A 21882-nucleotide genomic window follows, 5' to 3' on the forward strand; every position below is an offset into this window, starting at 1 on the left:
TGAGCTGGTTTGTTAAACAGTGCTATTAAGTCCTATAAAATAAATTTGGTCTAAAAAGACTATTAAAAAGGTATCATAAAACAAAGCGTATAGTTTTTATTGCGCGTTATTTGTTTTGTATCCACGAGGTTAGGCATGTTTTTTCCTAAATTATCACAAATTTCTACCCATCGAGTTATTACCCTAGCGGATCATCACAGCATTCAGGATGCGGTTAACCTTATGGATCAGAAATCATTGCGAGATGTGGTGATTACGGGTGAGCGTGGGTTGCGAATGATTACTGCGCGTGAATTGATCGCCTTGCGTTTACAAGAAATTGATTTTTCAACCACCTTGGCAGACGTCACCCTGCAAGCGATTAACAGCATTTCGCAAGATGCGAGTGTGATTGATGGCTTAGCGGCACTTAAAGTGGGTCGTTTCGACTATTTGTGTTTGTTGGATTCCGCGCGAAACCTAACCGGCATTGTTAGTTATTCAGATATGGCCGCGAACCTTGATCCGCATTATTTATCAGAATTTAAGCGCATTGATGATTTAATTCATTTAAGTGGTTTTGTTAGTGTTGAGCAGCATGAACCGCTTAAGTCGGTGCTGATTTTGTTAAGAGAACAACAACAAACCGCCGCGCTGGTAAAAGCAACGGATGATCAGCATATCGGTATAGTTACCCAAAAAGATATCACCCATGCGATTGCGCAGAATCGTTCGGTTGAAAGTCCGGTTAGTGAAATTATGGTGTCGCCGCTTGTCACCATAGACGGGCAAATGAGTTTGCAGCAAGCGCTAAGTTTTAGCCGGGAAAAGAAATTGAAACGCCTTGTGGTGACAAACAACAGCAAGGTCGTCGGACTGCTGCATCAAAAAGATCTGGTCGCACTGGTGTATGAAAAGTGGCGCAACCTGCTAGACGAACAGCAGCGGCACCTTCAAGCCGAGCGCGAATTATTTAAAAATGGCCCGGTAATGCTGTTTAGCTGGCAAGCTTCGGGCAATTGGCCGGTTAAGTTTGTGTCAGATAATGTCAAGGATATTTTAGGCTACACGGCTGAGGAAATGATGCAGCCGAGCTTTGAGTTTGGGCAGATTCTTCATCCCGATGACTTGGAGCCAACAAAACAAGAGTTAGTCCAGGCGCTGGCTAATAAAACTGAGTTTTTAAAGCAAACCTATCGCTTGATTGATAAGGGCGGAAGGGTTCGCTGGGTGTATGACTATACGCGTCCTTCTTACGATGCAAACGGCGAAGTTTTAACGGTGTATGGTTATATCATTGATCAAACCGAACAAATTCAAGCCAAACTACAGGCTGAGCAGGCACAACAGCAGCTCGAACTAGCACTCGAAGCCTCAGAAACCGGCTTGTGGGTGTGGGATGTTCAAACCAATCACATCAATTGGTCAGATCAAGCTTTTGCGCAGTTAGGTTACCCCCCGCAAGCGTTTGAGGTTACGTTGCAACGTTTTCAGTCCGGGCTGCATCCTGATGATGCACAATCCGTGTTAAGCCAAATCGAAAAGCAAATGGCTGAACAAAAAGTCTTTAACGTCGAGTTTCGCTTTCAAAATGCACAAGGCGGCTGGACTTGGCTCCAGGGGCGTGGCCGTGTAACAAAAAGCAATGCACAAGGCACGCCGATTGAAATGATGGGCGTCCACATTGATATTTCTGCCACAAAGAAAATACAGCTTGAACTCCAAGAGCAAACCGAGTTGTATTTGAATTTGGTTGAGAGTCATCCGTTTTTTATTAATCGGTTTTTGCCCGATACCACGACTCTTTATGCGAACAAAACGATGGCGCAATTTTTTGGCGCAAGCCAAGAGCAAATGCATGGTTCTCGATGGATTGATGCACTGCCGATTGCCGATCAGCCGCCAGCACTCGAGGCGTTATCGCGTTGTAGCTTTGAGCACCCGATCAGTGTTAATGTGAACCAGGTCTGTGATGCACAAGGTGAGTTACGCAGTGTGAAGTGGACAACTCATGCTTTTTACGATGAGAGCCGACAGTTGCGTTATTTTCAGTCAGTGGGTCAGGATATTACTGAGCAACTGGCGCTGGAAGATAAGCTTAAGCACGCTAAACAGCAAGCCGAGGCAGCCAACCAAGCTAAGTCTGAGTTCTTGGCGAATATGAGCCATGAAATACGCACGCCGATGAATGGTATTATCGGCCTGAGCGAGCTGGCGATGAAGCAGGATGATGTTGAAATCCTGCATGAGCAGTTGGATAAAATTTATCATTCAGGACGGTTATTACTTGGCATTATTAATGATATTTTAGACTTCTCTAAAATCGAAGCTGGAAAACTTGAAATTGATCCGCAACCGTTTTTTATCGACAAGTTGTTCGATGGGTTAGCGAGTTTATTTGCGATACAGCTTCAATCGAAACCTGTAAAACTCCATTTTGACATGCCGGCTATGCCAGCGCGTGCATTGATAGCCGACAGTTTGCGTTTGCGCCAAGTATTGATAAACTTACTGGGTAATGCGATTAAATTTACCGACCAGGGCGAGGTAAGGGTATCGGTCAGCGAGTGTCAACACCCTAAGCCTTCGCTTACCACAGATCAGGGCTTTTTACCTAATGAGACGTGCTTGTGTTTTGAAGTCAAAGATACCGGCATAGGGATGAGCAGTAGTCAGAAACAAAAGTTATTTCAAGCTTTTGAGCAAGCGGATACCAGCATTACCCGTAAACACGGCGGCACCGGACTCGGCTTGGTGATCAGTCAGCGCTTAATTGATTTAATGGGGGGCGGTGCCATTGACGTTGAATCAGAGGTTGGTCAGGGAAGTTGTTTTAGGTTCTATTTGCCTTTTCAAGTCGCAACTGAAGAGCAAACGCTTGCGCTAAAATTGCAAACGTTTGATCATCAGGACCTTGTTCGCTTAAAGGGCCATGTTTTGTTAGTTGAAGATAATACGATTAACCAAGAAGTGGCGAGGAATCAATTAATCAACCTAGGCTTGCGGGTGACCTTAGCTGAAAACGGCCAACAGGCGCTAGATTCCTGTCGTGACCAGTATTTTGATCTGGTGTTAATGGATATTCAAATGCCTTTAATGGACGGTTATCAAGCAACATGCGCAATTCGGGAATTTGATCAGGATACGCCAATTATTGCGCTAACGGCTGCAGCGATGATTGAAGACAAGAAAAAAGCTTTAACACTAGGTATGAATGATCATCTAAGCAAGCCGATTGACCGGGTTGAATTAACCAATTTATTGGGGCGTTATTTGAAAGTGGAAGTCATGCCTCAGCCGCAAGCAATAACGCCTATGCAGCCTGAGTTATCCGCATTTAAATCAAAATCGAGTGATTTAATTGATTATCAAAAAGGCTTGAGTCAGCTAAATGGCAATCAACTGTTATATGATAAATTACTCGTTAAATTCGGTGAGCAACTTGAGCAAGACTATGTGTCATTGCCGGCTAAGTTGTCTGCGTTGGTCGCAGGGACGGCGATGGCTGCCGAGGATTGGGCGCAATTGCAGCAGCTAAATCATGCTTTAAAAGGCCTGGCGGGAAATTTGGCAGTGGACGCGTTATTTAAACTCAGCCAACAGCTTGATCTGCTGCTTAAACAACAACAGCGCCCCTCTGATGAGTTAATATTACAGTTTAATGAGGTCTATCTGGCGACTCAGCGACAATTGTTGGCGGGTCAAGTAACACAAACCCAGGCAGAGGTGATGGCTGGTTCATCAGCGACTAGGCCAGCCAGTTTGCCTAACCTTGCGCCCGCGACTTCACTCGTGGCTAGGCTTAATGCCTTGTTGCTTAGGGTTGAAAACAGTGAATACATTGATGATGACGAGCTTCATCAGCTTGGCGTTCAGGATGCGCTAAAATATAACCAGGCCTGGTTGTCGGCATTGCATAGCCTAGATAATTTTGAGTTCGAACCGGCAGCCGAGCAGTTATCACATCTGGTCGATGAATTATCTCAAGCGCCTAAAGATTAAAAACGCTGGCTAGGTTAAATCAACCTGAAAGTAGCCAGCGTATTAACTAAAAATTTTAAAGAGTTAAATAAAAATGATGCGGTTGAAAAATTTAATAGCCGCTGGGGTAGGGCTCGTTTTACTGTTTGCGCTGATAAGTTTTCAGTGGCAACTTAAACAACTCGAACAAACGACTTACAAGCAACTACAAGCCGTCAATGAGTGAAAGCTCAGCAGCTTAGTTATTGGTTTGATGAACGGCGCACAGATGCGCTTGTTTTGGCTGAAAACCCGATCTTTATCGAGTTGGTTAGAGCAAGTTTTGAGCAAGCTGACGTTCTTCAGCGGCTTAAAAACCGATTGAAGCTGTTTCTTAAATCAAAAGTGTATGGACAAATTACTCTGCATAAACCGAATGGCGAGCTAGTGATTAATGCGGGGAATGAGTTTGCGCATTTGCCCGATTTTACTTTGGCTAAGTTTGAGCAGGCAGTTCAATCTAAACAGCCGGTTTTTACCGATATATTTTTTGATGACTTAGGTCATCGTCACCTGGATATGATCATGCCCATCTGGTCAGAGGCTAATCCCTTTGAACCCCTGGCGGTATTAGTTTTTCACATTAACCCTCAATATTTCATCGATCCGCTGATGTTGCATTGGCCGAGTCAATTGCCGAGTGCGCAAACCCTGTTAATGCGTTTTTCCGATCAGCAGCTTTTTGCACAATCCCCTATTCGTGTTAATGGTAAGTTGCAGTACCGTTCTGAGCCTCTAGAGGGTTATCAAACTTTGTTGGAGCAAAAAAGATTGGGGATGAAAAGCGGGCAGTTAGCTTGCCAAAATCTGGCGGGGCGCTCCATTTGGATATATTCTAACAGTCTAGAAAGCTTGCCTTGGAGTGTGCTTTCGCAGGTTGAAAAATGGCCTTTGTTAAAACCCATTATCTGGCAAACTGGCTTAATGAGTTTGCTGTTTGCGTTGGTGTTATTTGGTTTGGGCGTGTTTTTATATCAGCGGATCAAGGTTAAGCAGCGCCAGATGCATGAAAGCTTAAAGGTAGCGGCTTTGGTTTTTGATCACACCGGTGAGGGCATTATGTTAACCAATGCAGCGGGTGAGATTGAAATGGTGAATAATACCTTTTGTGAGCTGTTAGGTTATCAACAAGCGGATGTTTTAGGAAAAAACCCCTCTATTTTGCGTTCAGGTCGGCATGGTCAAGACTTTTATACGGCCATGTGGCACTCGATTAGCCAAACGGGCCACTGGCAAGGTGAGATTTGGAACCGAAAAGAAAATGGGGATTTGATCGCAGAATGGCTCAGTATCGCAAGTTTAAAAAATGAACTTGGCGATGTTACTCATTATGTCGCAGTATTTGCTGATATTTCTAAGCTAAAAAACTCCGAGCAAAAACTGGATTATTTATCTCACCATGATCCATTAACCGGCCTCGCTAATCGTCGTCTTTTGCATGTGCATCTCGAACAGGCTCTGTCACACCATTCGCGTCCACCCCATACCGGCGAGCATCTTGCGGTGTTGATGTTGGATTTGGATCGATTTAAAACAATTAATGACAGCTATGGTCACGCAATGGGCGATGAGTTATTACAGCAGGTGGGTGCGGCCTTAGTGCAAGGACGACGCAAGTCCGATACGGTTGCGCGCATTGGGGGCGATGAATATGCCTTGGTATTGGATGAGTTGCAGCACCCTGAAGACGCGGCGCGTATTGCCAGCCAGTTGATTGAGCATTTAGCCGCACCGATAAAACTGAGCAATGGTACTGAATTGAGTTTAAGTGTCACGATTGGCATTACCTTGTTAAAAGATCCGGCGATCAGCGCAGAACAGTTGATTCAACAAGCAGATACAGCGCTTTATCAAGCAAAAATTGAGGGGCGCGGGAGCTATATGTTTTTTGAACCCAATATGACCCGTCAGGCTCAAGAACGCCTGATTATTGAGTCTCAACTTAAGCAGGCGATGAAACAAGATCAATTTGAGGTTTATTTTCAGCCGCAAGTTAATTTACATACCGGTGAAATTATTTCTGCTGAAGCCTTGGTACGCTGGCGTCATCCGGATCTAGGTATGGTATCGCCCTCTTACTTTATTCCGATTTGTGAAGAAATTGGTTTGATTGTTGAGTTAGGTGATTTGGTGCTGGAAAAGGTGTTAAAGCAGGGCTGTACTTGGCTGGAGATGGGGCAGCCTCGTCGGGTGTTGGCGGTGAATGTCGCCGCGCTTCAATGGCAAAAGTTAGACTTTGTTGACAAGGTTGAGCGCGCGCTAAATAAAACCGGTTATCCAGCGGAATTGCTGGAATTAGAATTGACGGAATCGGGCTTAATGCGTCATGAGGAACAAGCCATCGCCGCGATGGAAAGGCTGCGTACTCTTGGTGTTCATATCGCGATTGATGACTTTGGTACCGGCTATTCATCGCTGATTTATTTACTTAATTTACCTTTAAGCAAGTTGAAAATTGATAAGCAGTTTATTGATGATGTCACCACGGATATTAAAAGTCAGCAGCTCGCTAAAACCATTATTAAAATGGCACACAATTTGGAATTTGGTGTGATTGCCGAGGGGGTGGAGCGGCCTGAACAGCTTGAATGGTTAGCCAGGCATGGATGTGAGAGTTATCAAGGGTTTTTGTGTAGTCCACCTGTCAAAGCGGAGAATTTTATCGCGCTGAATCGGTGTCAAGGAATCGGTGGTTAATGGGGCTGCGTTATTGGGCTTATGGCTTGCCTGGCTTGTTGGTATTGGTCGCGGTGCTGACAGCCGGTGGGTTTCAGCTTCATTATGCTAAGCAAAAAACCTTGGCGATGGAGCGTTACCATGTCGAGCAGGAACTAGGCCAGATTCGGGTGCAATTGGAAAGTGTAATCGTTAGTAGCGCCAGCCGTATTGAAGGCTTAATTGCTTTTATAAAGCTTCATCCTGATCTATCTATTGAGCAGTTTGATGCGTTTGCACGTCAATTAATTGATGATTATCCGATTATTCAAAATATCGCGGCGGCCCCTGATTTAACGGTGCGTTTTATGTATCCCATGGCCGGTAATGAGGCGATTGTCGGTGTTAATTATAACCAGATTCCTGCACAAATCGACGCGGCTATGCAAGCAAAAAACGCCCGCTCGTTGGTGTTGGCTGGGCCGGTGGATTTGTTGCAAGGCGGCGTGGGCTTTATTGCGCGTTTTCCGGTATTTGTTGAGCAGCAGGGTGCCGAGCGATTTTGGGGCTTAGTATCATCGGTTATGCCGGTTGATTTAGTTTATCAAGCAGCGAATTTACAGTCCAGTGAGCTGCAATTGGTTATTCGTGGACAAAATGCGCGCGGTGCGCAGGGTGATATTTTTTATGGAGATGCAGGGCTACTGGATCATCAACCCGTTTTGCAAACCGTTTATTTACCCTATGGCAGTTGGCAAATTGCCGCGCTTCCCGCCCAAGGCTGGCCAACCCAAGCACCTAACCAGGCCTGGTTGTTGGTTGTTTTTGGTGCTCTAGCGTTGTTGTTAACCGCGCCGACCTTGTTTATTAGTTGGTTGTTGTTTCAGCGGCGCCAGCACCAGCTTGCACTGGAGCAGGCCTTGGTTCGCGCAGAAGCCGCGAACCAAGCCAAGTCGGCTTTTTTAGCCAATATGAGCCATGAAATTCGCACGCCATTAAATGGTATTTTGGGGTTGAGTGAATTAGCACAGGATGAAAGCGACAGGCGTTGTTACAGAAAACCCACCAATCCGCAAAAATATTGCTGACTATTTTAAATGATATTTTAGACTTTTCAAAAATCGAAGCCGGTAAATTGAGTTTAGAGCCACACTGGTTTAGAGGGCGTGATTTAGTCCGACCCTTAGCCGATTTATTTGCCCCTCTGGCGCAAAAAAAAGGACTGCGATTAAAGTTAGCGATCCACTTAGATTCTCAACGTGAGTTTTATGCGGACGCGGGGCGGGTTCGTCAGGTGTTGATGAATTTATTAAGTAATGCGATCAAGTTCACATCAACAGGTGAGGTGGTGTTAACCATCGAACAACAAGCCTCATCCACCGATCAAACAAGGCTCTATTTTTCAATTGCAGATACGGGGATGGGATTGACGGCTGAACAGCAGTCACGTTTGTTTCAACCCTTTAGTCAGGCTGACAGTTCAATCACGCGTAAACATGGCGGAACCGGCCTAGGCTTGGTGATTAGCCAGCGCTTGGTTAAGGTGTTGGGCGGTGAAGGCATTCACCTTGAGTCGGCGCTAGACCAGGGCGCGGTGTTTTCATTTTCACTGCCTTGTCGTGTTCGAAAGGCTACTGCAGAGGAGACGCCGCTATCACCGGCCCTATCGAGTAGTTTGGTTGAAAAACCGCGTTTTACTGGCAAAATTTTGCTAGTGGAGGATAATGAAATTAATCAGCTGGTTGCACAAACACAATTAGAAAAGTTGGGCTTGGTTGTGGTGTTGGCTTCAGATGGTCAGCAAGCCTTGACCGAGTTTAAGCAACAGCCTTTTGATTTGGTTTTGATGGATATTCAAATGCCGGTGATGGATGGTTATCAAGCGACTCAAGCGATTCGCCAGATTAATCCTGACATTCCGATTGTCGCCCTCACCGCTGCCGCGATGGTTGAGGATAAAAACAAAGCCTTGGCCGTTGGAATGAATGACCACCTCGCCAAACCGCTTGATGCGAGTGCGTTAATTAGCTGTTTAGCGCAGTATTTACAGTAATTAGGGCCCTTTTATGTTAATAAACCGATTAAAAAATAGTATCAAACTGCGAGTGATGTTGTTCAGTCATCTAACGCTGGTGATTTTGTTTGTGCTCATTGGTTTGTTGGTCACCTTTACAATTTATGAAGAAAACAAACAGCGTTATCAGTTAATGCAGCAAGACGCCAATCATCAATTGGCTTTATTGATTGAACTGGAACTGGCCGATAGGTTAAACACCTTGAGTGGCTTTGCACCTCAGTTGGCGGGACAGGATGAACTGTTAACTCTAGGTGAAATGCAAGCTCTAATGGATAGTCGCGTACGTTTGCATCGCTTTTTTAATAACGGATTGATTGTCACCGATGCCAAGGGACAGATTTTAGTGGATTCGCCGGTTGTTGCGGGTCGAGCTGGGGTTGATGCGAGTTCGCGAGAGTTTATTCAGCAGGTATTGAATACCCAGTCTGCAGTTGTCACTAAACCCTTGAGTGGGTTGGTGATGGAAAAACCGATTTTTAATATTGCCGTTCCGATTTTCAGTGAAAGCGAAAAGGTGGTTGGCGTATTGTTTGGCGTAACTTTACTTAATGAGGACAATTTTTTAATTGACCTTTCAAAAAACCTTGTCAGTATGAATCTAAGTCAATTTTATGTGGTCGATAAGCAAAATGATATGATTGCCGCCTCGTCTAATCTTGATTTGGTGTTTCAACCACTTTCTAGTTATGCCAAAATCTGCGGCCTATTACAAGCGATTCAAGGTGGGCAGTTAACGGGATTTGCTAAGGATGCCTATGGACAGGAGGTGATGTTTAGCAGTGACCCTGTTGGTAGCCTAGGTTGGGAGGTGGTGCATGCTGTGTCGTTGGCGTCTATTTTGGCTCCTGTTTGGCCTTTGTTATTGAACTTGACAGGGTTGTTGGTGTTGTTGATGGGGTTGATATTAGCATTAGTGACCTGGTTTATGCGTCGCGAACTTCAGCCTTTAGAGGAGTCAGCCTCCCAAATGGATGCAATGTCTTCAGGTCTGCTGGCTTTTAAACCGATTCAAACTGAGCGTCAAGACGAGTTGGGGCGTTTAATCTCGGCCTTTAATCGTTTATTGGTTAAGCAACAAGATATCTTAAAAGAATTGACCGAGTCTAAGCAAGCTGCCGAACAAGCCAGCCAAACTAAGTCTGAATTTTTAACCAATATGAGCCATGAGATTCCTACTCCGTTAGGTGCTGTACAGCAGGATGACGAGGTTAATCAATCTATCAAGCAGGTGGCCGAGCAGATGATTGAGCATCCTGGCGAACTAGAAACTGATAAGCAAGTAGAAGAGCTGTTAGCGAGCACTAAGCCGCGTATTTTAATTGTGGATGATGAGCCAGCGAATGCGCGGGTTTTGGCGAATGGCTTAAAGGACGATTATTTGTTGTTGTTGGCTAATTCGGGTGAGAAGGCCTTGAAGTTGGCGCAGAGTGATCCTCAACCTGATTTAGTGTTGCTTGATATTATGATGCCAGATATGGATGGGTATCAGGTTTGTCGTACGCTTAAAAATGACCCGAAAACACAAAATATTCCGGTGGTGTTTGTTAGTGCACTTGACCAGCGTCATGATGAAGAAAAAGGGTTGAATATGGGCGCGGTTGATTATATTTCTAAGCCGTTTCATTTGCCGATTGTTAAGTCGCGGATTCGTAATCATTTGGCGTTGAAGTTGAAAACCGACTTGCTTGAAGAAATGTCGCATATGGATGGACTGACTCATATCGCGAACCGCCGTCAATTTGATGAAACCTTGGTAAAGGAAAGCCTTCGTTTGGCGAGAAGTGGTAAGCCTCTGGGGCTGATTATGCTGGATATTGACTTTTTTAAACCCTTTAATGATCATTATGGACACGGACAAGGGGATATTTGTTTGCAAAAGGTTGCGCAAGCCTTGCAGTCGTTAATTCATCGCCCAGGCGATTTGTTGGCACGTTATGGCGGCGAAGAGTTTGTTGTGTTGTTGCCTGAAACGGGGCGGCGTGGTACGCAGCGCATTGCGGAGGAATTACGCCCAGCGGTTGAGTCTTTGCAGTTGATGCATGAGTATTCGGCTGTTTCGAACTATGTCACGATTAGCGTTGGTGCGGTGTCGGGTTGGGCACAAAATCAACAACAAGCTGAACAGATGTTGAAGCAGGCAGATGATGCCTTGTATCAAGCCAAGCAGAATGGGCGAAACCGAACCTGTGTGGTATAGAAAAATAATCCATCGGGTTTTGCTGATATAGTTTTTTCATTAAGTGGATTTTTGCTATCATAAACAGTATTTGGCACTGAGTTTTGTAGGCATTAATGAAAGAACAAGTTAAACGAATTCATTTTGTGGGGATCGGTGGTGTTGGTATGGCTGGTATTGCCGAGGTTTGTTTAAACCTTGGGTTTGAGGTATCGGGTTCAGATGTAAAGGTGAATGCGAATATTCATCGGTTGCAGGCGCAAGGGGCCTTAGTTCAGTTTGATCATCAACCTAATTTGATGTGCACAGCGGATGTGTTGGTGGTGTCGAGTGCGATCAAGTCGGACAATCCCGAGGTACGCTGGGCAAAGTCGCAGCGTATCCCTGTTATTCCTCGTGCTGAAATGCTGGCCGAGTTAATGCGGATGCGGTTTGGCATTGCGATTGCAGGTACGCATGGTAAAACCACAACGACCAGCCTTACCGCCGCTATTTTGACGCAGGGCGGATTAGACCCTACTTTTGTTATTGGCGGTAAGCTTAATCAGGTAGGCACCCATGCACGTTTGGGTTCGAGCAAGTACCTTGTTGCCGAGGCCGATGAATCGGATGCTTCTTTCCTTCACCTTACGCCTATGATGTCGGTGATTACTAATATCGACATGGATCATATGGAAACCTATCAGGGCGATTTTTCACGTCTCATTAATACCTACATTGAATTTACGAATCGTTTGCCGTTTTATGGTTTGGCGGTGGTGTGTTTGGATGATGTGCATATAAAAGGGCTGGTGCATGATTTGCCGCGAAAAACTCGAACCTATGGGTTTGATGAGCAGGCGGATGTGCGTGCGGTTGAGGTGGAAGCCTTGGGTTTACGCAGTCGTTTTCGTGTTTTGACACAGGATCAGCAGTCCTTTGTGGTTGAGTTAAATATTCCTGGGCGCCATAACGTCCAAAATGCACTGGCGGCCATTGCGGTCGCGCTGGAAGTGGGCGTGAGTGTTGAAGCGATTCAGCAGGCATTAACTGAATTTGCGGGTGTCGGTCGGCGCTTTGAGGTTTATCACCATCGTTTAATCGGTAATAAATCGGTAACGCTGGTTGATGACTATGGTCACCACCCTACTGAGTTACAGGCTACCTTGGCGACGGCGCGGAGCGCATTTGAAGCTAAACGAATTGTTTTGGTTTTTCAACCTCATCGTTACAGCCGAACCCGTGACTTATTTGATGATTTTGTGCATGCATTGATGGAAGCGGATTTGGTCATTTTGAGTCAGGTTTATCCAGCGGGCGAAACGCCCTTGCCGAATTTTGATTCAAAAGCGTTAATTCAGGCGATGCGTATGCGGGGGGCACAAAATCTAGTATTGGTTGAAAACTTTACCGAGCTTGAGAGTTTGGCGGCAGGTGTGTTGCAGGATGATGATGTAGTATTAATGATGGGCGCAGGTGATATTGGCGCTTGGGCTAAAACCTGGCAGGAGCAGAGAGCGTAAGTTATGCAAGACTTTGGGCGTGTGGCGGTCTTAATGGGCGGAATTTCCGCAGAGCGAGAGGTTTCGTTGCGCAGTGGTCAGGCCGTTTTAAAAGGTTTGTTGGCAGCGGGCGTTGATGCGCAGGCGTTTGATGTAACCTGTTTAACGCAGTTGGTTGAAATCGCAAATAACGTTGACCGCGCGTTTATTGCTTTGCATGGTCGCTGGGGTGAAGATGGCCAGGTGCAAGCGATTCTGCAGTCGCTTGGTTTACCCTTTACCGGAAGTGGTATGGCGGCTTCAGCTTTAGCTATGGATAAATTGCGCTCTAAATGGGTTTGGCGAGGGGCCGGATTGTCAACGCCAGGTTTTGTGTATAGGTCACCGAGTCATCAGTTGGATTTGGCCTCATTGGACTTAGGGTTTCCGCTGATGGTGAAACCCAGTCACGAGGGCTCAAGTATTGGGATGCGCAAGGTCTATAATTTAATAGAGCTTGAGCAAGCCGTTAGTGCTGCCCAAGTGTTTGATAGTGAAGTGCTGATTGAGCAGTTTATCGAAGGGCGTGAATTTACGCTTGCTGTGATAAACGGCCAGGTTTTGCCGATGATCGAGCTGAAAACCACGCATGATTTTTATGATTTCGATGCGAAGTATCAAGCTACGGACACGCAATATATTTGTCCGTGCGATTTAGCGCCATCGATCCAGCAACAGATTAACCAATTGGTTGTTCGCGGATTTGAAACCCTGGGTGCACATGGTTGGGGGCGAATGGATGTGATGTTGGATCATAACAACCAGGCCTGGTTGATTGAGTTAAACACAGTGCCGGGTATGACGGAAAAAAGTTTAGTGCCCAAAGCGGCATTGCAGGCGGGTATAAGTTTTGAGCAGTTGGTTGTGAATATTTTGGGTTCAGCGTAACCTCGTGTTTAATTCAAGGTAAAGGCATGGCAAAGAAAATTAGCGGGCTAGTTGTGTTTGCTTTGGTTGTGAGTTTGGCTTTTTATGGTTATTTGCAATCAAAAAACACCTCACCGACGGTTTTGTCTTATACGATTGAAAACTCATTGCAGTATGTGAGCTTTGATGAAGTGGATGATATACTCTATCCATTTCTTGCCCAGGGTTTTTGGCATGTGGAGCTAGGCGCGTTGCAGCAGGCCATAGAGGGCATTGCTTGGATTGCTTCTGCAGAGGTGCAGCGTAATTGGCCCGCTAATTTAAAAATAAAGATTCAGGAACATCGGCCGATTGCTAGATGGGGTGAGAAAAGTTTAGTTACAGCCGAAGGTGTGGTGTTTCAGCCTCAGCACTTGGATGCATTTAATGGTTTGATCCGGCTTGATGGGGATTTGTTACAGGTATCCGGTGTCTTGCGCTTGTTAAATGAAATACCACAGCATTTAGCGCCTTTTGGTTGGACGTTGGTGGATTTACGCCAAAACATTGATGGTGTGTTGAACATCATGCTAGACAATGGCCTCATTTTAATTGTTGATCAAGCCAATTGGTCATCAAAAATTCAGCGCTTTGTGCGTGCTTATCCATTGGTTAATGAAAAACTGGTAGAATCTGCACAGGGTTTTGATTTAAGAAATACAAACGGGTTTGCAATTATTCTACCTTCAAAGGGTTAAGGTAATTTGATGCTCAAAAGAGAAGAATATGACGCGTAAAAAAGTAACATCAAATTCGGGTATTGTTGTTGGATTGGATATAGGTACCTCTAAGATTGCAGCGATTGTTGGCAAGATTAAAGCCAATGGCGACATTGAGGTTTTAGGCATGGGTACCTATCCATCTCGTGGCTTAAAGAAGGGCGTGGTGGTTAATATTGACTCGACAGTTGAGTCCATTCAGCGCGCGATTGACGAAGCGGAACGTATGTCGGGCTACCAAGCGCAGTCGGTGTATGTCGGAATCGCAGGTAGTCATATTAAGAGTTTTAATTCAAATGGCATGGTTGCGGTACGTAACCAAGAAGTGACTGAAGAAGATATTCAGCGTGTGATTGATGCAGCGCGAACTCAAGCGATTCCGGGGGATCAAAAGGTGCTTCATATCTTGCCTCAAGAATACATGATTGATAGCCAAGATGGTATTCGTGAACCGGTTGGTATGTCTGGCGTTCGTCTGGAAGCAAAAGTGCATATCGTGACCGGCTCTGTTAGCGCAGCGCAAAATATCACTAAATGTGTTCAGCGTTGCGGATTAAAAGTTGAGGATATTATTCTTGAGCAGCTGGCCTCAAGTGAAGCGGTGCTTTCTGAAGATGAAAAAGAATTAGGCGTTTGTTTGGTTGATATTGGCGGTGGCACAACGGACATCGCGGTGTTTTACCAGGGCGCGATACGCCATACTTCAGTGATTGCGGTAGCGGGTGACCAGGTAACGAATGATATTGCTGTGGCTTTACGCACACCGACTCAAGCCGCGGAAGACATTAAGCGCAAATATGCCTGTGCCTTACCTCAGTTAATTGCACATGATGAAGAAATTGAAGTACCTAGTGTGGGCGACCGTCCAGCACGCTGTTTATCACGTCGTACCTTAGTCGAAGTGGTTGAACCGCGTTATGAAGAGTTATTTCAGCTAATTCATGCTGAGCTGAGACGTTCTGGATTTGAGGAAATGATTGCCGCAGGCGTGGTTTTAACGGGTGGCAGTGCGTTAGTCGAGGGAGCGGTAGAGTTGGCGGAGGAGGTATTTAATATGCCCGTTCGTCTGGGCATTCCTCATGAGGTATCAGGTTTGAAAGATGACGTCATTAATCCAGCTTATGCAACAACGGTTGGTTTGTTAATGTATGCGCGTGAACATGGGCGTTTTTCGGCAGAGTCACAAGCGAATCAGCCGCTGACCAGTCAGGTTAATGTTTTGAACCGAATGAAAGATTGGTTTAACAAAAGTTTTTAATGTCTTGAGTAGAAAGTAGAGTGAAACAAAGAACCCTAGCTAATCCGATTAAAGCCAAAGGAGTTGGTTTGCACACAGGTCATCAGGCTTTGATGACCTTACGTCCCGCCCCGATAGATACGGGTATTGTATTTCGTCGGGTGGACTTAGATCCGGTGGCGGAATTCAAGGTATCTGCGGATATTGTGGGTGAGACGATGTTGTGTACCACGATCCAAAGTGGTGGAGCAAAAATTGCGACGATTGAGCATTTGATGTCTGCACTGGCAGGTGTTGGGATGGATAATCTTTATATTGACTTAGATTCGGATGAAGTGCCGATTATGGATGGCAGTGCTTCGCATTTTATTTTTCTAATTCAGTCAGCCGGTATCCAGTATCAAGAGGCACCCAAAAAGTATCTACGGATTAAAAGAGCCGTTCGTGTTGAAAACGAGTTGGGCGGTTGGGCCGAGTTTAAACCCTATGAAGGGTTTCGATTAAACTTTTCCATTAAGTTTAATCATCCAGCATTTAAGCAAACCGCTGAAAGCATGACTCTGGAGTTTTCATCGACCTCTTATTTTAAAGAAGTGAGCCGAGCGCGTACCTTTGGGTTTGTGAGTGATATGAAGATGTTGCGAGAGCGTAAGCTTGCATTGGGTGCGAGCTTGGATAACGCAATAGGCTTGGATGATGCCGGGGTGATGAACAAAGAAGGTTTGCGCAATAAGGATGAGTTCGTTAGGCATAAAATTTTGGATGCTGTGGGTGATTTGTATATGTCGGGTTACACTATTTTGGGCGAGTTTACCGCTCACAAGTCAGGCCATGCGCTTAATAATCAATTGTTGCGTGAATTGTTTGCCCATCCTGACGCCTATGAAATTGTTACATTAGATCCAGTACTCACGCCTCCGATTGACTTTAACAGCAGCAAGGTCCTAATCTGAACCTTCTAGTGCACGCTGGCTAAGTTTGGTCAGCGCTTGCGCAAGTTTGTCGGGTAGATGTTTACTCATTTCTCTCATTTGTTGTGCGCTCTGAGGGTCAGGGCGGTTCGCAGGTCTTTTTACTTGGTTTGCCTGTTGGAAATCGAGCATTATCTTGAATTGCACTTGGTTAAGCTGCAAGTGGGGTAAGTTTCGTTGAAAACATCCTAATAAATTCTGTTCAAAAAATCGCAATTTACTTGCCCATGCGGGGTTGTTGACAAGGCAAATAAGACTCTGCTGGTCAATGCTAACCCCAACTAGGTGTTCGGCTAAATTGGCTGGGAGCTCAGCTTGCGCTAATTCATGTAAGGCTTGGTAAAGCTGGGCTTGTTGGAAAAGTTTAACCAGGCCTGGTTGTTCTAAGCTATGTTTCATCATTTGTAGAAGTCGAATCTCGTTTTACTGTGATAGAATAATAATAATTTTAACTCAGAAATCCGTTGGATATTTAAAACCTATGTTTAAAACTCTCATTCAAAAAGTGTTTGGTAGCCGCAACCAGCGCATCCTAAAGCAATATCATAAACGCATCTCGGCCATTAATAGCTTCGAGCCAACCTTTGAAGCCCTCACCGATGAGCAGCTAAAAGCGAAAACCGATGAGTTTAAGCAGGCCTTGGCTGAAGGAAAAAAAATCGATGACCTTTTGCCAGAAGCCTTTGCTGTAGTGCGTGAGGCGAGTAAGCGTGTATTTGGTATGCGTCATTATGATGTGCAGATGATTGGGGGCATGGCGTTAAATGATGGCCGTATTGCGGAAATGCGCACGGGTGAAGGTAAAACCCTTGTTGCGACCTTGGGTGCTTATTTGAATGCACTGGCAGGTAAGGGTGTGCATGTTATTACCGTCAACGATTATCTAGCCAAACGTGATGCCGATTGGATGGGTAAGCTTTATAGTTTTTTAGGTTTAACTACCGGCGTGATTGTCAGTGGTCAGAGCCATCAAGAAAAACAGTTGGCGTATGCAATGGATATTACCTACGGCACCAACAATGAATTTGGTTTTGATTATCTGCGCGACAATATGGCGATTTACAAAGAAGAAAAAGTGATGCGCGGTCAAGCCTTTGCGATTATTGACGAGGTGGACTCGATCTTGATTGATGAGGCACGCACGCCGTTAATTATCTCCGGCCCGAATGAAAGCAAAGCAGAAATCTATCAAAAAATAAATCCGATGATTGCGCACTTAGAGCGGGGCGAAGAAGACACAACCGAAAAAACCACCACCGGTGACTATACGGTGGACGAAAAAGCGCGCCAGACCTATTTGACGGAAGAAGGGCATGAGAAGATTGAAAACATGCTCATTGAAGCGGGCTTGTTAAGTGAGGATGAAAGCCTTTACGATGCAACGAATATTGGTTTGATGATTCACGTTAACGCCGCTTTACGTGCGAATGTGTTGTTTGAGGCAAACCGCGACTATATCGTTGAAAATGGTGAAGTCGTGATTATCGATGAACACACAGGGCGTAAGATGCAAGGCCGTCGTTGGGGTGAAGGTTTGCATCAGGCGGTTGAAGCGAAAGAAGGCGTGAATATTCAGCATGAAAGCCAAACCTTTGCGTCGATCACCTTCCAAAACTATTTCCGCCAGTACGGCAAGCTATCGGGTATGACGGGTACCGCTGACACAGAAGCCGGTGAGTTTATTTCGACCTATGGCTTGGAAGTGGTGGTCATCCCACCCAACAAAGTGCCCGCACGTCAGGATTTAACCGATTTGGTATTTCTGGATTTGCAAAGTAAGTTTAATTCAATCGTTGAAGACGTTAAGCAGACGCACGCAACGGGTCAGCCTATTTTGATTGGTACCGCATCGATTGAGATGTCTGAGTTGCTGTCGAATGCGTTTAACCAAGCTAAGGTTGCTCACGAAGTGCTCAACGCCAAACAGCATGAGCGTGAAGCCCATATTATAGCCAATGCGGGTATGCCAGGCGCGGTCACAATTGCAACCAACATGGCGGGGCGTGGTACGGATATTGTATTGGGCGGTAATCTTGAAACTCAAATCGAAGAATTGGGTGAGAATCCAACTGCTGAGCAAGTTGAAAAGGTGAAAGCCGATTGGCAAATTCGCCATGACAAGGTATTGGCGTTGGGCGGTCTAAAAGTGATCGGTTCTGAGCGCCATGAGTCGCGTCGTATCGACAATCAGTTGCGTGGGCGCTCTGGTCGTCAAGGTGACCCAGGGGTCACGCGTTTTTACCTGTCGTTGGACGACAATTTGATGCGCCGCTTTGCGTCTGAGAAGGTCAAAAACATGATGCGCCGTTTGGGCATGGAAGAAGGCGAAGCGATTGAGCATCCCATGGTCAGTAAGTCGATTGAACGTGCGCAGAAACAGGTGGAGCGTTTACATCAGGATGAACGCGCCAACCTGTTGAAGTTTGATGACATTGCCAATGAGCAGCGTAAAGTGGTGTATCAGCAGCGTAATGAGTTGATGGAAAGCGAAGAAGTGCGTGAAACCATTGCGCTGATGCGTGAAGACGTGGTGAATAGCGTGATTGATAATTATATCATGCCAGGCAGTTTGGACGAGCAATGGCGTATTGCTGAATTGGAAACCGCGCTGCATGAAGAGTTTGGCGCGCAGTTGCCAATTGAGCAATGGCTGGAACAAGACAAGTCCTTGTATGAAGAAACCCTGCGCGAGAAGATTTTGCAGGCGGTGATTGACCATTACAATGACAAAATGAAGGTGGTGGACGAAAAAACCCTCGGGCATTTTGAAAAAGAAGTCTTGTTACGTAATATCGATAAGCTTTGGCGTGAGCATTTGGCGGAGATGGATTATCTGCGTCGTGGTATACATTTGCGCGGCTTTGCGCAGAAAGACCCTTTCCAAGAATACCGTCGTGAGTCAGCGTTATTGTTCCAAGGGTTTTTGGGTGAAGTGAAGCGCGAAACCGTGAAAATGCTATCCTTGGTTCAGTTGCACAGTCAGCAGGATGTAGCGGCATTTGAAGAGCAGCAGAAGCAAGAAGCCAAGCAAGAACTTCAGGCGATCCACCCTGATGCGGATAAGCCTTTGGTTGAGGATAGGGCTAGTGCGCCAGCAGAGGATACGAAGGTGCAAACCTTCCGTCGTGACGTGCCAAAAGTAGGGCGCAATGATCCTTGTCCTTGTGGCTCAGGTAAAAAGTATAAACAGTGTTGTGGTAGGTTAAATTAATTCTTTCAGACCTTTGCTTGCAAAGGTCTTTTTACATTTTTGAGGTGTGAAATGCCTGTAGGTTTATCAAGCGCGTTGCCTGTTATTCATCCTGTTGCTGGTGCCTATTTAGGTGCGACAGCGGCTAAAATCAAAAAAAACGGTAAAACCGATTTGGTGGTGATTGAGCTTGCGCAAGGCACGCTCACTGCGGCCACCTTTACCACTAATGCCTGTTGCGCTGCGCCGGTGACCTTGGCCAAGGCGCATTTAGCCAAAGCGCAACCGCGTGCTTTATTGATTAATAGTGGTAATGCTAATGCCGCCACGGGTGAACCAGGCCTGGTGAATGCCAGGCAAACCTGTCAGTGGTTGGCAGATGAGCTAGGTTGTCAGTTGGAAGAAGTTTTGCCTTTTTCAACCGGTGTTATTGGTGAACCGTTGCCAATGGAAAAAATCCAGCACGGTTTGCCCGATGCCTTGGCTAAGCGCAAAATTGATGGCTGGGCGCAGGCGATGGCGGGGATTATGACCACGGATATCGTGCCTAAAATGGTGAGTCGCGTGATCTCGATTGAGGGCCATGATGTGGTGATTACGGGTATGGCAAAAGGCTCTGGCATGATTCATCCGAATATGGCGACGATGCTGGGTTTTGTGCTCACCGATGCCAAAATCACTGCGGCGCTATTAGAGGGCTGTTTAAAGCAAGCGGTCAAAAAATCCTTTAACCGTATTACGGTGGACGGTGATACCTCGACCAATGATGCCTGCACCTTAAGCGCGACACAACAGGCGGATATTCCCTTGATAACGGATGCCCAATCGAGTGCCTATCAGCAGTTTGCGCAGGAAATAGAATCGGTGATGACGGAGCTGGCGCATATGATTGTGCGCGATGGCGAAGGGGCGACTAAGTTTATCGCGATTGAAGTGAACGGCGGACAGGATGAGGCGGAGTGTTTAAAAGTCGCGCAAGCGGTGGCGCTTTCGCCCTTAGTCAAAACCGCGATGTTTGCCTCAGATCCTAACTGGGGTCGTATTCTGGCGGCGGTCGGGCGTGCGGGTGTTGAAAACTTGGATATCACCAAACTGCAGATTTTCTTGGGCGGTGTGTGTATCGTGCGCAATGGTGGCCGTGCCGCCGATTACACCGAAGACCAAGGGCAGGCGGTGATGAAGTCGGATGAAATTTCAGTACGCATCGAGCTGAATCGCGGCGAGGCCTCAGAGACGGTTTGGACCTGTGATTTTTCGTATGATTATGTCAAGATAAATGCAGAATATCGTTCCTAGTTAGTTAGCACTAAAGTGATCAGCAAGGCACGAAATTATGTCGATTTCGTGCCTTTTTTGTTTAGAGAATTTGTTTTGAAAATGTATTTGGAGACATCAATGATTCAGGTTGCCGTAGGCTGTTTGTTGCAGAATAACAAGGTGTTAATTGGTCGGCGACTAGCGCGCCAGTCGTTTGCGGGCCAGTGGGAGTTTCCTGGCGGTAAACTTGAAGCAGGTGAAAGCGCTGAGCAGGCATTAATCCGCGAGTTCAGCGAAGAAACCGGATTGCAAACAGCCAATTGGCAGCCTTTAATTAGTTATCCATGGGTTCATCGGGGCCAAGGTGTTCATCGTGATCAGGAAGGGCAGGGTGTTCAGGCTGGTCATGGTGATGTTCAGGTGCAGTTACATGTGTTTGTTAGCTCAAGCGCTCAGGGCGAACTTCAAGCGCTTGAAGGTCATGCGTTTGAATGGTGTCCATTGAATGCGCTCGATCAACGTCAGATGTTGGTGGCAAATAAGGGGATTGTGCGTGCGTTGCAATTGCCAGATCGTTATTTGATTAGCGGTGAATTCCATGACCAGCAGGATGCGATTCAGCGTTTAGGAGTGGCGTTAGCCGGGGGCATTAAATTGGTGCAGCTTCGCGCTAAGGGCCTGGACAAAGCGGCGTTTATTGAACTAGCGCAGGCGGCCTTACCCCTGTGTCATGGGCATGGGGCAAAATTAATGTTAAATGCGAAGGTGGAATGGTTGGCTGCGCTGCCGCAAGCGGATGGGTTACACCTGGCTTCTACCGAAATCATGGGCCTAGTACAACGCCCGATTGCCAATGACAAGTGGCTGGCGGTATCTTGTCATAATGAATTGGAACTGGCAAAAGCCTTAGAGCTGCAAGCGGATTTTGTGTTGCTCTCGCCCATCAAGCCAACCCGTTCACATCCGGGGGTGGCGGGAATAGGGTGGCAGGCGTTTAGTGCGATGGCTCAAGCTATGCCGATACCGGTTTATGCATTAGGCGGTCTTAACGACACAGACCGAGCGCAGGCTAAACAACAGGGCGCACAAGGCATCGCCGCCATTTCGGGCTACTGGCCACAACCGATTTAGCGATTAGATTTCTTGTCTTGGTGTTGTTTCCAAAGCAAAACAAC

Annotated in this window: 15 protein-coding genes; 14 read left to right on the forward strand and 1 reads right to left on the reverse strand. The window is 46.2% G+C overall.

What is annotated here, in order from left to right:
* Positions 1-135: 135 nt before the first annotated feature.
* The 11 genes from P8S55_RS06160 (at position 136) to lpxC (ending at position 16242) form a co-directional block, all read left to right on the forward strand.
* Positions 136-3981: a PAS domain-containing protein gene (locus P8S55_RS06160; RefSeq protein ID WP_289223359.1), complete on the forward strand. Its 3846-nt coding sequence runs from the start codon at positions 136-138 to the stop codon at positions 3979-3981.
* Positions 3982-4054: 73 nt separating this feature from the next.
* The gene (locus P8S55_RS06165) at positions 4055-4186 is read left to right on the forward strand and encodes a hypothetical protein (RefSeq protein WP_289223360.1); all 132 of its coding nucleotides are present in this window, start codon (positions 4055-4057) and stop codon (positions 4184-4186) included.
* Positions 4183-6696 (forward strand): bifunctional diguanylate cyclase/phosphodiesterase, encoded by a 2514-nt coding sequence (locus tag P8S55_RS06170; RefSeq protein ID WP_289223361.1) that lies wholly within the window; start codon positions 4183-4185, stop codon positions 6694-6696. Before P8S55_RS06165 ends, P8S55_RS06170 begins: the two co-directional genes overlap by 4 nt.
* On the forward strand, positions 6696-7742 hold the full coding sequence (locus P8S55_RS06175) for a CHASE domain-containing protein (protein WP_289223362.1): 1047 nt from the start codon (positions 6696-6698) through the stop codon (positions 7740-7742). The genes P8S55_RS06170 and P8S55_RS06175 overlap by 1 nt, the downstream gene beginning before the upstream one ends.
* A complete protein-coding gene (locus P8S55_RS06180) occupies positions 7703-8707 on the forward strand; it encodes a response regulator (RefSeq protein WP_289223363.1) in 1005 nt (334 codons plus the stop codon). The genes P8S55_RS06175 and P8S55_RS06180 overlap by 40 nt, the downstream gene beginning before the upstream one ends.
* Positions 8708-8720: 13 nt before the next feature.
* Positions 8721-10928, forward strand: coding sequence for a diguanylate cyclase domain-containing protein (locus P8S55_RS06185; protein WP_289223364.1), 2208 nt, complete (start codon positions 8721-8723; stop codon positions 10926-10928).
* Between the two features lie 95 nt (positions 10929-11023).
* A complete protein-coding gene (gene murC, locus P8S55_RS06190) occupies positions 11024-12409 on the forward strand; it encodes a UDP-N-acetylmuramate--L-alanine ligase (RefSeq protein ID WP_289223365.1) in 1386 nt (461 codons plus the stop codon).
* 3 nt (positions 12410-12412) lie between these two features.
* The gene (locus P8S55_RS06195) at positions 12413-13315 is read left to right on the forward strand and encodes a D-alanine--D-alanine ligase (protein ID WP_289223366.1); all 903 of its coding nucleotides are present in this window, start codon (positions 12413-12415) and stop codon (positions 13313-13315) included.
* Between the two features lie 26 nt (positions 13316-13341).
* The gene (locus P8S55_RS06200) at positions 13342-14031 is read left to right on the forward strand and encodes a cell division protein FtsQ/DivIB (RefSeq protein ID WP_289223367.1); all 690 of its coding nucleotides are present in this window, start codon (positions 13342-13344) and stop codon (positions 14029-14031) included.
* A gap of 28 nt (positions 14032-14059) precedes the next feature.
* On the forward strand, positions 14060-15310 hold the full coding sequence (gene ftsA, locus P8S55_RS06205; RefSeq protein ID WP_289223368.1) for a cell division protein FtsA: 1251 nt from the start codon (positions 14060-14062) through the stop codon (positions 15308-15310).
* 20 nt (positions 15311-15330) lie between these two features.
* Positions 15331-16242 (forward strand): UDP-3-O-acyl-N-acetylglucosamine deacetylase, encoded by a 912-nt coding sequence (gene lpxC, locus P8S55_RS06210; RefSeq protein ID WP_289223369.1) that lies wholly within the window; start codon positions 15331-15333, stop codon positions 16240-16242.
* Here the strand turns inward: lpxC and P8S55_RS06215 are convergent.
* A complete protein-coding gene (locus P8S55_RS06215) occupies positions 16234-16662 on the reverse strand; it encodes a DciA family protein (protein WP_289223370.1) in 429 nt (142 codons plus the stop codon). The genes lpxC and P8S55_RS06215 overlap by 9 nt on opposite strands.
* A gap of 79 nt (positions 16663-16741) precedes the next feature.
* On the opposite strand from P8S55_RS06215, the gene secA reads away from it, so the two are divergent.
* From secA to P8S55_RS06230, 3 genes are all read left to right on the forward strand, one after another.
* Positions 16742-19471, forward strand: a complete 2730-nt coding sequence (gene secA, locus P8S55_RS06220; protein WP_289223371.1) for a preprotein translocase subunit SecA — start codon at positions 16742-16744, stop codon at positions 19469-19471.
* A 51-nt stretch (positions 19472-19522) separates the two neighbouring features.
* The gene (argJ, locus tag P8S55_RS06225; protein ID WP_289223372.1) at positions 19523-20746 is read left to right on the forward strand and encodes a bifunctional glutamate N-acetyltransferase/amino-acid acetyltransferase ArgJ; all 1224 of its coding nucleotides are present in this window, start codon (positions 19523-19525) and stop codon (positions 20744-20746) included.
* A gap of 99 nt (positions 20747-20845) precedes the next feature.
* Positions 20846-21838 carry a Nudix family hydrolase gene (locus P8S55_RS06230; RefSeq protein ID WP_289223373.1) on the forward strand — a complete coding sequence of 331 codons (993 nt, stop codon included), beginning with the start codon at positions 20846-20848 and terminating at the stop codon, positions 21836-21838.
* Positions 21839-21882 lie beyond the last annotated feature (44 nt).

This window comes from Thiomicrospira sp. R3, from assembly GCF_029581415.1.
In the GTDB taxonomy this organism is placed as follows: Bacteria; Pseudomonadota; Gammaproteobacteria; order Thiomicrospirales; family Thiomicrospiraceae; genus Thiomicrospira.

Coding starts and splice junctions, on each gene's coding strand:
- P8S55_RS06160 (WP_289223359.1), top strand. CDS start 136: ATGTTTTTTCCTAAATTATCACAAATTTCTACCCATCGAGTTATTACC.
- P8S55_RS06165 (WP_289223360.1), top strand. CDS start 4,055: ATGATGCGGTTGAAAAATTTAATAGCCGCTGGGGTAGGGCTCGTTTTA.
- P8S55_RS06175 (WP_289223362.1), top strand. CDS start 6,696: ATGGGGCTGCGTTATTGGGCTTATGGCTTGCCTGGCTTGTTGGTATTG.
- P8S55_RS06185 (WP_289223364.1), top strand. CDS start 8,721: ATGTTAATAAACCGATTAAAAAATAGTATCAAACTGCGAGTGATGTTG.
- murC (WP_289223365.1), top strand. CDS start 11,024: ATGAAAGAACAAGTTAAACGAATTCATTTTGTGGGGATCGGTGGTGTT.
- P8S55_RS06195 (WP_289223366.1), top strand. CDS start 12,413: ATGCAAGACTTTGGGCGTGTGGCGGTCTTAATGGGCGGAATTTCCGCA.
- P8S55_RS06200 (WP_289223367.1), top strand. CDS start 13,342: ATGGCAAAGAAAATTAGCGGGCTAGTTGTGTTTGCTTTGGTTGTGAGT.
- ftsA (WP_289223368.1), top strand. CDS start 14,060: ATGACGCGTAAAAAAGTAACATCAAATTCGGGTATTGTTGTTGGATTG.
- P8S55_RS06215 (WP_289223370.1), bottom strand. CDS start 16,662: ATGATGAAACATAGCTTAGAACAACCAGGCCTGGTTAAACTTTTCCAA.
- secA (WP_289223371.1), top strand. CDS start 16,742: ATGTTTAAAACTCTCATTCAAAAAGTGTTTGGTAGCCGCAACCAGCGC.
- argJ (WP_289223372.1), top strand. CDS start 19,523: ATGCCTGTAGGTTTATCAAGCGCGTTGCCTGTTATTCATCCTGTTGCT.
- P8S55_RS06230 (WP_289223373.1), top strand. CDS start 20,846: ATGATTCAGGTTGCCGTAGGCTGTTTGTTGCAGAATAACAAGGTGTTA.